The 15,257-nt window shown below is 67.2% G+C and carries 14 protein-coding genes; 11 read left to right on the top strand and 3 right to left on the bottom strand.

Going from position 1 to position 15,257, the window contains the following annotated elements; translation table 11 throughout:
- Positions 1-92 precede the first annotated feature (92 nt).
- The 3 genes from ABIA73_RS06030 to ABIA73_RS06020 form a co-directional block, all read right to left on the bottom strand.
- Positions 93-710, bottom strand: a complete 618-nt coding sequence (locus ABIA73_RS06030; RefSeq protein WP_354275541.1) for an META domain-containing protein — start codon at positions 708-710, stop codon at positions 93-95.
- The gene (locus ABIA73_RS06025) at positions 710-1,537 is read right to left on the bottom strand and encodes an META and DUF4377 domain-containing protein (protein ID WP_025875974.1); all 828 of its coding nucleotides are present in this window, start codon (positions 1,535-1,537) and stop codon (positions 710-712) included. Before ABIA73_RS06025 ends, ABIA73_RS06030 begins: the two co-directional genes overlap by 1 nt.
- Before the next feature lie 73 nt (positions 1,538-1,610).
- Entirely contained in the window at positions 1,611-2,405 is a 795-nt protein-coding gene (locus tag ABIA73_RS06020) for an undecaprenyl-diphosphate phosphatase (protein WP_033832703.1), read from the bottom strand.
- 219 nt (positions 2,406-2,624) lie between these two features.
- Between ABIA73_RS06020 and glnA the strand changes: the two genes are divergently transcribed.
- The 11 genes from glnA (at position 2,625) to ABIA73_RS05965 (ending at position 15,224) form a co-directional block, all read left to right on the top strand.
- Positions 2,625-4,034 (top strand): type I glutamate--ammonia ligase, encoded by a 1,410-nt coding sequence (gene glnA, locus ABIA73_RS06015; protein WP_059063220.1) that lies wholly within the window; start codon positions 2,625-2,627, stop codon positions 4,032-4,034.
- A gap of 347 nt (positions 4,035-4,381) precedes the next feature.
- Positions 4,382-4,720: a P-II family nitrogen regulator gene (locus ABIA73_RS06010; RefSeq protein WP_004134334.1), complete on the top strand. Its 339-nt coding sequence runs from the start codon at positions 4,382-4,384 to the stop codon at positions 4,718-4,720.
- Between the two features lie 22 nt (positions 4,721-4,742).
- Positions 4,743-6,173 carry an ammonium transporter gene (locus ABIA73_RS06005; RefSeq protein WP_025875965.1) on the top strand — a complete coding sequence of 477 codons (1,431 nt, stop codon included), beginning with the start codon at positions 4,743-4,745 and terminating at the stop codon, positions 6,171-6,173.
- A gap of 498 nt (positions 6,174-6,671) precedes the next feature.
- On the top strand, positions 6,672-7,418 hold the full coding sequence (locus ABIA73_RS06000) for an N-acetylmuramoyl-L-alanine amidase (protein ID WP_354275540.1): 747 nt from the start codon (positions 6,672-6,674) through the stop codon (positions 7,416-7,418).
- Between the two features lie 116 nt (positions 7,419-7,534).
- On the top strand, positions 7,535-8,689 hold the full coding sequence (mltA, locus tag ABIA73_RS05995; RefSeq protein WP_080150278.1) for a murein transglycosylase A: 1,155 nt from the start codon (positions 7,535-7,537) through the stop codon (positions 8,687-8,689).
- Positions 8,690-8,798: 109 nt separating this feature from the next.
- Positions 8,799-9,101 (top strand): hypothetical protein, encoded by a 303-nt coding sequence (locus ABIA73_RS05990; RefSeq protein ID WP_033832709.1) that lies wholly within the window; start codon positions 8,799-8,801, stop codon positions 9,099-9,101.
- Between the two features lie 83 nt (positions 9,102-9,184).
- Positions 9,185-11,230 carry a TonB-dependent receptor gene (locus ABIA73_RS05985; RefSeq protein WP_354275539.1) on the top strand — a complete coding sequence of 682 codons (2,046 nt, stop codon included), beginning with the start codon at positions 9,185-9,187 and terminating at the stop codon, positions 11,228-11,230.
- 162 nt (positions 11,231-11,392) lie between these two features.
- Entirely contained in the window at positions 11,393-12,454 is a 1,062-nt protein-coding gene (locus ABIA73_RS05980; RefSeq protein ID WP_033832857.1) for a two-component system sensor histidine kinase NtrB, read from the top strand.
- Positions 12,447-13,895, top strand: a complete 1,449-nt coding sequence (ntrC, locus tag ABIA73_RS05975) for a nitrogen regulation protein NR(I) (protein ID WP_309909217.1) — start codon at positions 12,447-12,449, stop codon at positions 13,893-13,895. The genes ABIA73_RS05980 and ntrC overlap by 8 nt, the downstream gene beginning before the upstream one ends.
- Before the next feature lie 93 nt (positions 13,896-13,988).
- Entirely contained in the window at positions 13,989-14,558 is a 570-nt protein-coding gene (locus tag ABIA73_RS05970; RefSeq protein WP_025875951.1) for a superoxide dismutase family protein, read from the top strand.
- Between the two features lie 33 nt (positions 14,559-14,591).
- Positions 14,592-15,224 carry a superoxide dismutase family protein gene (locus tag ABIA73_RS05965; protein ID WP_080150281.1) on the top strand — a complete coding sequence of 211 codons (633 nt, stop codon included), beginning with the start codon at positions 14,592-14,594 and terminating at the stop codon, positions 15,222-15,224.
- Positions 15,225-15,257: the final 33 nt, after the last annotated feature.

The raw sequence follows: 15,257 nt of genomic DNA, 5'->3' as shown, positions 1-15,257 counted from the left end.
GCCGGCCGCTGGCCGGCATCCGCTGTACGTGGCAGCCGGCCAGCGGCCGGATCTACCCACCAGCGAAGAAGGGCGGCCAGTGGCCGCCCTCTTCATTTCGCCGGCTGCGGCGCGGGTTTGAACACCAGCACTTCGCCCTTGGCATTGCGCACGACCAATGCACCGGTGTCGTCCAACGCGAGGGTGGGTGCGGTATCGCGACCGTGAAACAGCGTTTCGGCTCGCCGTTCCTGCGCATCCACCTTGGGATTGATGCACAGCGCGGTGGTCCGGATGCCGCTCTCCAGGATCAGCCGGTCGTCCTGCAGGTGGTAATGACTGCTGGCCTGGTTGCACAGGTTCAACTCGCTCATGTAGCCGGGCTGGAAGCGCAGCGTGTACGGCGCCCGGCCCCTGACGAACAACGCGTCGATACGCTTGCCCTGCGCGTCGGTGGCGCGCGTGAGCTGCCACGGATGGGCTTCAAGCTGGTCGGTGGTGGGTGTGCTGGCGGCGCGTGCACTGCTGCCAATGCCAATGCCAATGCCAATGGCCAGCCAGGCCAGTGCGAGCATGTATGTCCGTTTCATGCCGATCTCCCTGATGCATGTGGGTAGTGCCGGCCGCTGGCCGGCATGTTCCGCAGGTCGCCTGAGCTGTGTGCAGCCGCCGGCCAGCGGCCGGCCCTGCCCACAACGAAGAAGGGCGACCTCGCGGCCGCCCTTCTGCATTACTTCTTCTCGATGGCCGACTCGACCACCATGTCCAGCACGTACGCCTGCGACGGCGCATCGGCCGGCGGGTTCTTCACTTCGTAGCGCTTCACGCGCACCACGTTGCGCACGCCGTCTTCGTGGGTGTAACCCTCGATGTTGCCGTAGAAGTTCTCGAACTTGCCCGGCTCGCCCTGCTTCAGGCCCTTGTCGTCGAACTTCACTTCGCGCACCTGCAGGCACTGGTAATCCGGGATCAGCGGGTGCGAGCACTTCTCGGTCTTCGCAGCCACTTCCAGGAACACGGTTTCGCCGGCGCCGCCATAGCGCGTTTCAGCGGTCGGTTCCGGGTTGAACACCAGCACGTCGCCCTTGGCGGTGGTCAGGGTCAGCACGCCGTTGGCATCCTGTTCGGCCTTCAGTTCGCCCTGCAGACGGCTGGAGACGGCTTCGTCCAGCGCCATCAGCGCTTTGTCGGTGCAGGCCATCATGGTCGAGGCCATCGCGCTCACGCTCAGCTTGCCATCGGCCAGGGTGTAACCGCCGCCCATGCGGTTGCAGGTGTTGCTGACCGACAGGCGGCCATCAACGAAGTCCAGGGTGACCGGCTTGTCTTCGCGGGCGAACAGCGCATCGATGCGCTTGCCATCGGCCGCGGTGGCCTGCTGCAGCAGCCAGTGCTGGCTCTGCAGGCGCTGCGCATCCAGGTGTGCCAGCGCCTTCTGGTCGCCGGCCTTGGCCGCGGCCGGGGCCAGGTCGTCACCGCCGGTACCGGCCGGGGCAGGGGTCTGGCTGCAGGCGGCCAGCAGGGCCAGCGGGAGGAGCAGGGTGAGCTTGCGGTTCATGGTGATTCTCCTTGGGGAACCGAGGGGGAAACGGACCGGGGCCGGCAACGGGGTTGCCGTGCCCCGGCGCTGTTCAGCTGCCGGATGGCAACCACAGCAGCAATGCAGCGCCCAGGGCGATGCGGTAAATCGCGAACGCCGTGAAGCGATGCGACTTGATGTAGCCCATCAACCACTTCACTACGACGAAGCCGGTGATGGCTGCGGCAAGGAAGGCCACGCCAACGTCGGTCCAGTTCTCGCTGCCCAGGTTCCCTTCCTTGGCCAGTTCCAGGAAGGTGTAGGCGCTGGCGGCGAACATGGTGGGAATGCCGACCAGGAACACGAACTCGGCAGCGGCCGCGCGGCGGCTCAGGCCCAGCAGCATGGCCAGGAAGATCGCCGAGGCCGAGCGCGAGGTACCGGGGAACACGCCGGCCAGCACCTGCGCCAGGCCAACACCGATGGCCACCGTCCAGGTCACCTGGTCGCGATCGGGCAGGCGCGCGGTATAAGCCTCCACCAGCAGCATCCAGATGCCGCCGATGATCAGCGCCCAGGCCACCGGGCTGACGGTTTCCGGCAGCGACCAGCCGGCCTTGCGCACCACCAGGCCGACTACTGCGGTTACCAGGAAGGCCGCGCCGAGCTTGAACACGTACTCGCGGTTCTCGCGCTGGCCGAAGCCGGTGGCCAGCTGCAGCAGGCGCTGGCGGAACACCAGCACCACGGCCAGGATCGCACCGGCCTGGATGATGATGTTGAAGAAGTCCGATCGCGCGCCCAGCCAGTGCTGGGCGATCAGCAGGTGGCCGGTGCTGGAGATCGGCAGGAATTCGGTCAAGCCTTCGAGGATGCCCAGCAGCAGGGCGGAGAGCAGGTCGGACATGGACGGTGCGGGCGCTGGCGGCGGAAGAAGCTCGAGAGAATAGACGATCCATGCCGCACCAAACGGGTGCGTGCGGTAATCCGCGCACCCGTTTGGTGCATGTGCGTCTGCACCGCGCTGGGGCAGGCGCTTTGAAATCAACAACTTGTGAAGGCCGAAAAGTTGGCACGGTCGTTGCTGTACCTCAGCAGGCATTCATTCCCATCCGAGGTCGTACCGATGTCCGTGGAAAACGTTGAGAAGCTGATCAAGGACAACCAGATCGAGTTCGTCGATCTGCGTTTCGTCGACATGCGTGGCGTCGAGCAGCACGTCACCTTCCCGGTCAGCATCATCGAGCCGTCGCTGTTCGAAGAAGGCAAGATGTTCGATGGCAGCTCGATCGCCGGCTGGAAGGGCATCAACGAATCGGACATGGTGCTGCTGCCCGATACCGCCAGCGCCTACGTCGACCCGTTCTATGCCGATCCGACCATCGTGATCAGCTGCGACATCCTCGACCCGGCCACCATGCAGCCGTACGGCCGCTGCCCGCGCGGCATCGCCAAGCGCGCCGAGGCCTACCTGAAGTCCTCGGGCATCGCCGAAACCGCGTTCTTCGGCCCGGAGCCGGAATTCTTCATCTTCGATTCGGTCCGCTTCGCCAATGAAATGGGCAACACCTTCTTCAAGGTCGATTCGGAAGAAGCCGCCTGGAACAGCGGCGCCAAGTACGACGGCGCCAACAGCGGCTACCGTCCGGGCGTGAAGGGCGGTTACTTCCCCGTTCCGCCGACCGACACCCTGCACGACCTGCGTGCGGAGATGTGCAAGACCCTGGAACAGGTCGGCATCGAAGTGGAAGTGCAGCACCACGAAGTGGCCACCGCCGGCCAGTGCGAGATCGGCACCAAGTTCAGCACCCTGGTGCAGAAGGCCGACGAACTGCTGCGGATGAAGTACGTCATCAAGAACGTCGCCCACCGCAACGGCAAGACCGTCACCTTCATGCCCAAGCCGATCGTCGGCGACAACGGCAGCGGAATGCACGTGCACCAGTCGCTGTCCAAGGGCGGCACCAACCTGTTCTCCGGTGACGGCTACGGCGGCCTGAGCCAGCTGGCGCTGTGGTACATCGGCGGCATCTTCAAGCACGCCAAGGCCATCAACGCCTTCGCCAACTCGGGCACCAACAGCTACAAGCGCCTGGTGCCGGGCTACGAAGCCCCGGTGATGCTGGCCTACTCGGCGCGCAACCGTTCGGCCTCGTGCCGCATTCCGTGGGTGTCCAACCCGAAGGCGCGCCGCATTGAAATGCGCTTCCCCGATCCGATCCAGTCGGGCTACCTGACCTTCACCGCGCTGATGATGGCCGGCCTGGACGGCATCAAGAACCAGATCGACCCGGGCGCACCGAGCGACAAGGATCTGTACGACCTGCCGCCGGAAGAAGAGAAGCTGATCCCGCAGGTCTGCTCCTCGCTGGACCAGGCGCTGGAAGCGCTGGACAAGGACCGCGAGTTCCTCAAGGCCGGTGGCGTGATGAGCGATGACTTCATCGACGGTTACATCGCGCTGAAGATGCAGGAAGTGACCAAGTTCCGCGCGGCGACCCACCCGCTGGAATACCAGCTGTACTACGCCAGCTGACCGGCTGCGATGGCGGTGGGTAACCCCTCCCACCCGCCGCCATCGCATCCGTCTTTGCGGCTGGGGAGCCGCAGGGCGGGCTCCGGCCCGCCGTGGTAGAGCGGACCGTTGGTCCGCTGCATTGGAAACGCGGGCCCTTGGCCCGCAGATCCAGGGGCAAGAGAGAGACCGGACACGCGACATGGGCCGCCCTCCCTCCCGCGTCGGCCGTGCAAGGAGAGAGGCACGGCTGTCCCGGCCCGATTCGTGTCCGGTGCAACAGCCACGGCCATCACCACGATGGCCCGTGGTTGCCTGATGCCATCGCGCGTTCGCGCGCTGGCCCCATCCACCATCGGGACATGCGCATGAAACTGATCTCCGCCATCATCCGACCGTTCAAGCTCGACGAGGTCCGCGAGGCCCTGTCCGATGCCGGCGTGTCGGGCATCACCGTGACCGAAGTGAAAGGCTTCGGCCGCCAGAAGGGCCACACCGAGCTGTATCGCGGTGCCGAGTACGTTGTCGACTTCCTGCCCAAGATCAAGATCGAAACCGTGGTCACCGACGAACGTGCCGACGCAGTGATCGAAGCGATCCAGTCGTCTGCAGGCACCGGCAAGATCGGCGACGGCAAGATCTTCGTGACCGCTGTCGAGCAGGTCATCCGCATCCGCACCGGCGAAATCGGCGCCGACGCGCTGTAAGCCCCCTTCCGGAGACTCCCCCATGAAGATGCGCCTTTTCACCGGGTGGCAAGCCCGGTTCCATCTGGTGTGCCTGCTGATGCTGTTCAGTGCGCTGGCCGCCGGTGTCTGGCCAGGCAGTGCACATGCCCAGGCCCAGGTCACGCCGCTGCAGAGCGAAGCCGTGGCCGTCGAGCCCTTGCAGGACCCGACGGCCGCTGCGCCTGCGGCTGCCGAAGCAGTGGCCGCGCCCGCCTATGACCACGGCGACGTCGCCTGGATGCTCACCTCCACCCTGCTGGTGCTGCTGATGGTGGTACCGGGCCTGGCCCTGTTCTACGGCGGCCTGGTGCGTTCGAAGAACGTGCTGTCGGTGCTCAGCCAGATCCTGGTGGTGTTCTCGCTGGTGCTGCTGTTGTGGGTGGCCTATGGCTACAGCGCAGTGTTCAGCGCCGGCAATCCGTTCTTCGGCTCGTTCACCGAATTCGCCTTCCTCAAGGGCTTCACCCCGGAGTCGGTGGGCAACACGCCGATCAAGGGATTGCCGGACTACCTGTTCGTCGCCTTCCAGTCGACCTTCGCCGGCATCACCACCGCGCTGATCGTCGGTGCCTTCGCCGAGCGCATCAAGTTCCGCGCGGTGCTGCTGTTCTCGGCGCTGTGGTTCACCCTCAGCTACATCCCGATGGCGCACATCGTCTGGGGCGGCGGCTACCTGGGCGAACTGGGCGCGATCGATTTCGCTGGTGGCACCGTGGTGCACATCAACGCCGGCGTGGCCGGTCTGGTGGCTGCATGGTTCGTCGGCAAGCGGCTGGGCTACGGGCAGACCGCGTTGAAGCCGCACAACGTGCCGTTCACCTATATCGGCGCGATGCTGCTGTGGGTCGGCTGGTTCGGCTTCAATGCCGGTTCTGCCGCCGCCGCCGACACCGTCGCCTCGCTGGCCTTCCTCAACACTGTGCTGGCCACCGCTGCAGCGGTGCTGGGCTGGACGCTGGTGGAAGCGATCAGCAAGGGCAAGCCGTCGGCACTGGGCGCGGCCTCGGGTGCGGTGGCAGGCCTGGTTGGCATCACCCCGGCGTGCGGTACCGTCGGCCCGCTCGGCGCGATCGTCATCGGCCTGGTTGCCGGCGTGGTCTGCGTGTGGGGCGTGACCGGCCTCAAGCGTCTGCTGAAGGTGGACGACACCGCCGACGTATTCGGTGTGCATGGCGTGGGCGGCATCGTCGGTGCGATCCTCACCGGTGTTTTCAGCGCGCAGTCGCTGGGCGGCACCAAGGCCGATCTGGATATCGGCCACCAGGTGTGGGTGCAGGTGGTCAGCGTCGGCCTCACCGTGCTGTGGTCGGCCGTGGTGACCGCAGCCATCCTGCTGCTGGTCAAGGTGGTGGTCGGCCTGCGGGTCACCGAGGAGGCCGAGCGTACCGGCCTGGATGTGACCTCGCATGGTGAATCGGCCTACGAGGCCTGATGCATCTACATGGTGGGTGCCGACCGTTGGTCGGCACTGCACCTGCTCTGGTAGGTGCCAAGCTTGCTTGGCACTGCTCCTGCGCTGGACTACTCCTGCTGTGGTGGGTGCCGACCGTTGATCGGCACTGCACTGGCTCTGGTAGGTGCCAAGCTTGCTTGGCACTGCTCCTGCGCTGGACTACTCCTGCTCTGGAGGGTGCCGACCGTTGATCGGCACGGTCGGTGGCCCAGCCACGCATGGCGTGGCTCTACTCCTGCTCTGGTGGGTGCCGACCGTTGGTCGGCACGGTCGGTGGCCCAGCCACGCATGGCGTGGCTCTACTCCCGCTCTGGTGGGTGCCGACCGTTGGTCGGCACGGTCGGTGGCCCAGCCACGCATGGCGTGGCTCTACTCCTGCTCTGGTGGGTGCCGACCGTTGGTCGGCACGGTCGGTGATCCAGCCACGCATGGCGTGGCTCTACTGCATCGTCCGGGCTTATCGCGCACAATCGGGGCATGCACCCGATCCGCACTTCCCTGATGCTCTCGGCCTGCCTGCTGCTGGCCGCCTGTGCCTCCACGCCGCAGGAAACCCGCAACCCGCTTGCCACCTGGGTGCCGTCGCCGAACCAGAACGCGCGCACGCCGGTCATCATCGTCATCCACCACACCGAGCAGAAATCGGTGCAGCAGAGCCTGCACACGCTGCGTACCGCCAACAGCGGCGGGCGGGTCAGTGCGCATTATCTGATCGGCGCCGATGGCCATCGCTACCAGCTGGTGGCCGATGAGCGCCGCGCCTGGCACGCCGGTTCCGGGCGCTGGGGCACCATTACCGATCTGAATTCCGCGTCCATCGGCATCGAGCTGGACAATGACGGCCGTACGCCCTTCAGCCCCGCGCAGATCGAAGCGCTGATCGTGCTGCTGCGCGACCTCACTGACCGGCTGAACATCCCGCCGCGGCAGGTGATCGGTCACGCCGACCTGGCACCGACGCGCAAGGAAGATCCCAGCCGCTTCTTCCCGTGGCAACAGTTGGCCGAAGCCGGTTTCGGCGTGTGGCCGCGCGCTGCCGATGGTGCTGCGCCGGAAGGATTCGATGCATGGGCCGCGCTGGCGCGCTTTGGTTATCCGCTGGACAACCGCGAGGCCGCCGTCGCCGCGTTCCACCGCCGTTTCCGTGGCAGCGACACCCTGCCGAAAGCCCTCGACGCCGAAGACGCGCGCATCCTGCATTCGCTGTTGCTGCAGACCCCGTAGCCGGTAGCGCCGGGCCATGCCCGGCGAGCGCACCGCGCGGGATCCGCTTCTCGCCGGGCATGGCCCGGCGCTACCCAAGGTTGCCGCGCCACCATCGGCCCCACTACATTGCGACGATGATCACTGTTACGTCGCCGCGCGCGCTCCTCACTTTCTTGGCCGTTGCCCTGCTTGCCGGCTGCGCCACCACGGGCACCCGGCCTGAAGCGCCGGCCGCTGCCAAGCCCGCTGCCGCCACCTACGCCAAGGTCGACTGGAAGGCTCTCCCGGCCGTATCCGATACCGACCTGCAGGCCGGCTTCGCCGCTTGGCGCAGCAGCTGCACCCGCCTGAAGAACGATGCGACCTGGGCCAAGCCCTGCGCGACCGCCAACACCGTGTCCGACAAGGACGCCAGCGCGATCCGCGCATTCCTGCAGCGCGATCTCGATGTCTATTCCCTGCGCGCCGGCGGCCATCGCGCCGACGGCCTGATCACCGGCTATTACGAGCCCATCTATCCGGGCAGCCTCACCCGTACCGACACCGCCACCGTGCCGGTGTACGGCACACCCGATGATCTGGTGGTGGTGCAGTTGGACAGCGTCTATCCCGAACTGAAGGGCAAGCGCCTGCGCGGTCGCGTGGAGGGCAAGGTGCTCAAGCCCTACGACGATGCCGGCAGCATCGCCAGCAAGGGGGCCAAGGCGCCGGTGCTGGCCTGGCTGACCGATCCGATGGACCTGCAGCTGCTGCAGATCCAAGGTTCGGGGCGGGTGCGCCTGGCCGATGGCAAGCAGGTGCGGCTGGCCTATGCCGAACAGAACGGCCATCCCTATCGCGCGATCGGCCGCTGGCTGGTGGAGCAGGGCGAGCTGAAGAAGGAAGACGTCACCATGGACGCGATCCGCGCGTGGGCGAAGGCACATCCGACGCGCGTACCGGAACTGCTGCGCAGCAATCCCAGCTACGTGTTCTTCGTGCGCAGCGCGGACAGCCCGGAAGGTCCGCGTGGTTCGTTGAACGTGCCGCTGACCGCCGGCTACAGCGTGGCGGTGGATCGCACCGTGGTGCCGCTGGGCAGCCTGCTGTGGCTGTCCACCACGCGCCCGGACGGCACGCCGGTGGTACGCCCGGTGGCCGCGCAGGACACCGGTGGCGCCATTGCCGGCGAGGTACGTGCCGATCTGTACTGGGGCAGCGGCGATGCCGCCGGCAAGCTGGCCGGCGACATGAAGCAGCAGGGCAACCTGTGGCTGCTGTGGCCGAAGGGTGTGGCGTTGCCGCAGTAGGTCAGCAGGGGTCAGATCCCCCTCCACAGGAAAGGGATCTGACCCCCATATGCCTGATAATGGCGCCATTCCGAACTTTCCGGTCGCGCATGCGGCCAGGACCCACGCAATGAAATACGCAAAGAACAACGCAAAATCCAACACGAAGAAGTACTACAAGCACTGGGCCGAATCGGGCCTGGGCAAGGGCAACGTGCTGATGGAAGCCCGTGGCGAGAAGATCGTGCGCCAGGTGGAAATCTACGGGGCCAAGGTCGTGTGGGCCGATGAAACCGGCCAGAGCGATGACCGCTTCGTGCTGGCCGACCAGCCGGTGTCGTTCATGGACTTCGACGAAGACGACGAGATCAGCGCGCGCGAGTTTGAAATTGCCTGGAAGAAGGCCCGGGAAGCCACCGGCTACCCCGTCTAAGGTCGAGGGAGCTGCAGTCATCGGATGGCTGGCGGAATCGAAATGTTATAAAGTTTCATTTCCAGCCTCCCGCCCGCCCCCTGATGAAGACTCCCACGCTGGTGGCCGCGCTCGCGGCCGCCCCGTTCGCCCCTGAAGCATTCGCCCAGTCCGCCGACGCCGCGCTCACCCTGGGCAAGGTCGATGTGCACCAGCACAGCGAGGGGCAGCTGAGCGCACACCAGGTGCTGACCTCGGTGGACGTGCTGGGCGCGGACCAGATCGAAAACCGCAACGTGTCGCACAGCTGGGAACTGCTCGGGCAGATGCCCGGCATCCAGCTGACCGAAACCCGGCAGGGCGCCGAGTCGGGCAAGGTCAGCTTCCGCGCCTTCAACGGCGAGGGCTACCTCAATGCCATCAAGACGCTGATCGACGGTATCCCCAGCAACGTCAACAGCGGCAACCAGCGCTTCATCGACATGCTGTTCCCGCTGGAAATCAGCTACATCGAAGTGGTGCGCGGTACCAACGATCCGCGCTACGGCCTGCACAACATCGGCGGCAACGTGAACTTCGGCACGCGCCAGGGCGGAACCTACACCGACGCGCGGCTGGCCTATGGCAGCTACAACACCCGCGATGTGCAGCTGGCGGTGGGCCGCGAAGCCGACGGCTTCGCGCAGAACTACTTCGTCGGCACCCAGGCCAGTGACGGTTATCGCGACCACGACAGCTCGAAGAAATACGCGCTGGGCGGCAAGTGGTTCTTCGGCTCGCTGGAGGAGGGGCTGCGCATCGGCCTGACCGCGCGCGCCTACCATCACGAGGCCGACGAACCCGGTTTCATGACCGCGGAAGAGCTGCATGCGGGCCGCCGTGGCAGCGACCTGCGCAACGCCAATGACGGCGATGACCGCGACATGCGTCAGTTCGCCGCGCACCTGGACATGAAGCTGTCCGACGCGGTGACCTTCGGCACGCGGCTGTACTACAACCGCTATGAAGACGACCGTCGTGTGACCTTCAGTGACCTGCCCAGCGGCAACCTGCCGCGCCAGCGTCGTGTCTGGGACGAGCGCCAGGCAGGCCTGCTCGGCACGCTCACCTGGCAGGCCAGCCCCATGCTTACCGTGGAAGGCGGGCTGAACTACGAGCAGCAGGACAATGGCTACCGTCGCGAGCGCTACGCCTACGCCGAGCCCACCGATTTCAGCCAGGTACCGGCACGCGTGCAGAACAACGACCGCCACAGCTTCGACAACTGGGGCGCCTACGTGCAGGCCATCTACCAGCCGGTCGAAGCGTGGAAGATCGTGCCGGCCTACCGCGTGGACCGTTTCAGCGGCCACACCCGGCTGATGAACGGCGCCACCGGCCGCCTGCAGGACTACGGCAGCATCGGCCAGCCCAAACTGAGTGTCATCCACAGCCTGGGTGAGTACACGCACATCTACGCCAACTGGGGCCGTACTTTCCAGGTGCTGACTGGTTCCACCGCGCCGGCCTACCTCACCCCGGGGCAGGCACCGATGCAGCCCTCCACCAACACCGGCATCGAGCTGGGCCTGAAATTCCAGCCCTTCGCCGGCAGCCAGGCCCGGCTGGCGGTATGGCAGCAGGACGCGGAAAACGAAGTGTCCAACATGCCGGCCACCGGCACCACGGTCATGCTGGGCAAGACCCGCCGCCGCGGCGTGGATGCGCAGATCAGCGCGCAGCTGGGTGACGCGTGGACGCTGTGGGCCTCGCATGCCTACCAGGAGGCGAAGATCACCCGCGACGACCGCGCCGCTGGCGTGACCCTGCAGGGACGCGAAGTGGCCGCCACCCCGCGCCACATCAGCAACCTCGGCCTGGATTACCAGGCCAGCGATGCCCTGCAACTGGGCCTGCAGGTGCGCGCGCAGGGCGATTACTACCTGGAAGAGCGCAACGCCACTGGCAAGTTCGGCGGCTTCGCCGTGCTCGACCTCAGCGCGAAGTATCAGATCACCCCGGCCTGGAGCGTGGACCTGCAGCTGAAGAACGTCACCGGCCGCGAGTATGCCTACGCGTGGTACGACAGCTTCTTCTGGGACAGCGCCCGGCCGATGTTCTCGCCCGCCCCGGGCCGCGCGGTCTTCGTCGGCCTCAACATGAAGCTGTAACCGCAAAGCCGGTAGTGGTCGAGCTTGCTCGACCTGCAGGGGTCAGGCCCTTTCCTGACGGAAAGGGATCCGACCCCGGACCCCGCAGCGCAAGGGGTCAGATCCCTTTCCGCGAGGAAAGGGCTCTGACCCCACACCCACGTTTTGCACTACATTGGTGCAATGTCCGACCCCGCGCCCCCGCCGTCCCTCGATGCCCTCGGCACGCCGCTGGCCTGGGCCGGGCCCGATGGCCGCATCGCCGGCTGCAACCCGGCCTTCGCGCGCTGGCTGGGCGTCAGCGGCCGTCGCCTGCTCGGCCAGCCGTTGGCCGCGCTGGAAGTGCAGGGTGAGGCGCTGGCCCATTTCCTGGCACGCGATGAGCGCGACAGCCTGCGCCTGAACCGGCTGGCGTTGGCGCTGCCGGGCGAAGCCGCGCGTTTTGCCGAAGGCTGGATGAGCCGCCGCGACGATGGCGGCTGGCTGCTGGAGGCGCATCCGGTCGATGAGTTCCCCGGGCTCGACCCGACCCAGGCCCTGCCCAGCGCGCTCAGCGCAGCGCTGAAGGGCCTGGCGCACGAACTGCGCAATCCGCTGGCCGGGTTGAAGGGCGCCGCACAGCTGCTGGCCCGCCGCGCGGCGCAGCGCGATGCCAGCGAACGCGAACTGATCGACCTGATCGGCTCGGAGATCGAGCGGCTCAATGGCCTGCTGGAGCAGCTGCTGTCACCGGCACCCGCCGCGCCACATGCGGCGCTGAACATCCACGCCGCGCTGGAGCGGGTGCTGCGCCTGGCCGAGAACGAGGCCGGCTGGGCCGTGCGCCTGCAGCGCGACTACGACCCCAGCATCCCCGAATTCGATGGCGACGCCGACCGCCTCACCCAGGCGGTATGGAACCTGGTGCGCAATGCCATCCAGGCCGGTGCCGGCAACATCACCCTGCGCACCCGCGTTGAACACGGTGTGCGCATCGCCGAGCAGCTGCACACCCTGGCGTTGCGGCTGGAAATCGCCGACGACGGCCGTGGCGTACCCGAAGAACTGGCCGAACACCTGTTCCTGCCCCTGGTCAGCGGTCGCGCCGAAGGCACCGGCCTGGGCCTGGCGCTGGCCCAGCAGGTCGCGCGCGAGCATCGCGGCACGCTGACCTACCGGTCGCGCCCGGGCCATACCGTATTCACCCTGCTGCTGCCGATCGGCAACGGCACCGCCGCCGCCGAGGAGGCCCCGCGCGATGTCTGAGTCTTCCGTGTCCCCGCCGTGCATCTGGGTGGTCGACGATGACCGCGCCGTGCGCTTCGTGTTGTGCACCGCGCTGCGTGAGGCCGGCTACCAGGTGGTCGACTTCGACAGCGCCGCCCCCGCACTGCAGGCGCTGGCTGATAGCCCGCCGCCTGCGCTGCTGTTCACCGACGTGCGCATGCCCGGCGACGATGGCCTGGTGCTGCTGGACAAGCTGAAGGCCGCGCTGCCGCAGCTGCCGGTGGTGGTGATGTCGGCCTACACCGACGTCGCCAGTACCGCCGGTGCGTTCCGCGGCGGTGCGCACGAGTTCCTGTCCAAGCCGTTCGATCTGGACGACGCGGTGGCACTGGCCCAGCGCGTGCTGCCTGCGGTGGCGCCGGCCATGGCCGCGCCGACGCCCGCGGCAGAAGCCGCCAGCGACCAGCCGCCGCAACTGGTGGGCGATACGCCACCGATGCGCGCGCTGTTCCGCGCCATCGGCCGCCTCGCGCAGGCGCCATTGGCGGTGTTGATCATCGGCGAAACCGGTACCGGCAAGGAGCTGGTGGCCAACGCGCTGCACCGCGAATCACCGCGTGCGCAGCATCCGTTCGTCGCGCTGAACACCGCCGCCATTCCCGCCGAGCTGCTGGAAAGCGAGCTGTTCGGTCATGAAGCGGGTGCGTTCACCGGGGCGCAGCGGCGCCACATCGGCCGTTTCGAGCAGGCCAACGGCGGCACCCTGTTCCTCGATGAAATCGGTGACATGCCGTTGCCGTTGCAGACGCGCCTGCTGCGCGTGCTCGCCCAGGGCGAATTCTTCCGCGTGGGCGGACGCGAACTGATCCGCGTCGATGTGCGCGTGGTCGCCGCCACCCACCAGGATCTGGAAGGACTGGTCGCGCAGGGAAAATTCCGAGCCGACCTGCTGCACCGCCTGGATGTGGTGCGCCTGCAGCTGCCGCCGCTGCGCGAGCGCCGCGAGGACATCGCGCAACTGGCCACCACGTTCCTGGCGGCTGCCGCGCGCAGGCTCGATACGCCGCCCAAGCGGCTGACCGCCGCCGCCCTGCAGGCGCTGCGCGAGCACGACTGGCCGGGCAACGTCCGCGAACTGGAAAACGTGTGCTGGCGCATGGCCGCACTGGCCGCCGCCGACACCATCGGTGTGGCTGATGTTGATACCGCGCTCAACCGCACCCGCAGCCGGCGCAGCAGCGCGGCCGCCGGTGACCCGGGCCAATGGGAAGCGCTGCTGTCCGAATGGGCACGCCGGCAGCTGGCCGAGGGCACCGAGGGCCTGCACGCGCAGGTGCGCGAACGGGTCGACCACGCCCTGTTGGAGGCCGCCCTGCAGATCACCCACGGTCGTCGCGCCGAAGCCGCCGCGCGCCTGGGCCTCGGCCGCAATACGCTTACCCGCAAGCTGGGCGCCGGTCGCCGCCGCGGCGGCCATTGAACGGTGCCTGCACGCGATCCTCGCACCCGCTTGCCGAACTGTTGATCCTCCATGGACGATGCCGTCCGTAGTGTTACCTGCAAGGAGTCCTCGATGCGTTTGTCCTTCGCCCTTCTGCCGCTGTCCGCTGCCGTGCTCCTGTCTGCCTGTGGCAGCGCACCGAAGAAGCCGCAGCCCACACCGCCGCCGGTGGTCACCACGCCCGTGGCCCAGCTGGCCGAAGCCAACCTGGCGCCAGCCTCGGCCAGCATCGTCAGCGGCCGTCTGGTGTTGAAGACCGAAAGCGGTGGCGTGCACTTGACCGGCCTGGTTGGCGGCCTGCAGCCGATGCAGCAGGCCGGCTTCCACATCCACGAGCGCGGTGACTGCAGCGCGGTGGACGCCAGCAGCGCCGGCAACCACTTCAATCCCGCCGGCGTCGCCCACGGTCGTGCAGGCAGCGGCAAGCACCACCTCGGTGACATCGACAACCTGCAGGCAGACGCGCAGGGCCGCGCCAACATCGATGTGCATCTGAAGGGCGTTACCCTGGGCGGAGGCGCCGCCACGGATATCGCCGGGCGTGCACTGGTCGTGCATGCCAGGGCCGACGACTATCGCAGCCAGCCCGCCGGCAATGCCGGCGTCCGCATCGCCTGCGGCGTGATCCGGGTAACCCGCTGATCACACCACCGGCATTTCCCAAGGAGAGTTTTCATGCGTCTGATCCACACTTCGCTGTTCGCGGCCATCGCTGCACTGGGCCTTGCCGCCTGCAACCAGCAGCCGGCAGCACCGGCAGCCGAAGCCCCGGCCACCACCCCGGCCGAAGGTTCGGCAGCACCGGCCGATCCGGCCACTGCACCGGCTACCGCAGCGGCCCCGGCAGCCGATGCCTCGGCCACTGCCGAACTGGCACCGACCCAGGGCAATGAAACCAAGGGCTCGATCACCTTCAAGCTGGTCGACGGCAAGGTGCACGCATCCGGCCAGATCAGTGGCCTGAAGCCGGGCAGCGAGCACGGCTTCCACATCCACGAGAAGGGTGACTGCAGCGCGCCGGACGGCATGAGCGCCGGCGGCCACTTCAATCCGGGCAAGCAGGACCACGGCAACGTGGCCACCGATCCGCACCACGGTGGCGACATGCCCAACATCAAGGCCGACGACAAGGGCGTAGCCACCATCGACAGCCCGGTGTCGAGCAACGTCAACATCGGCAAGGGTGATGATTTCGACATCATCGGCCGCGGCCTGATCGTCCACGCCGACGCGGACGACTACAAGACCCAGCCGACCGGCAACGCCGGCGCGCGACTGGCGTGCGCGGTGATCAACAAGGCACCGTAAGAAAACGAAAACGCCGGCGCAAGCCGGCGTTTT

The organism is Stenotrophomonas sp. 2694 (assembly GCF_040548715.1).
Taxonomy (GTDB): Bacteria; Pseudomonadota; Gammaproteobacteria; order Xanthomonadales; family Xanthomonadaceae; genus Stenotrophomonas; species Stenotrophomonas indicatrix.
Note: the sequence above shows the minus strand (reverse complement) of the source record. Positions and strands in the feature narration are given on the sequence as shown.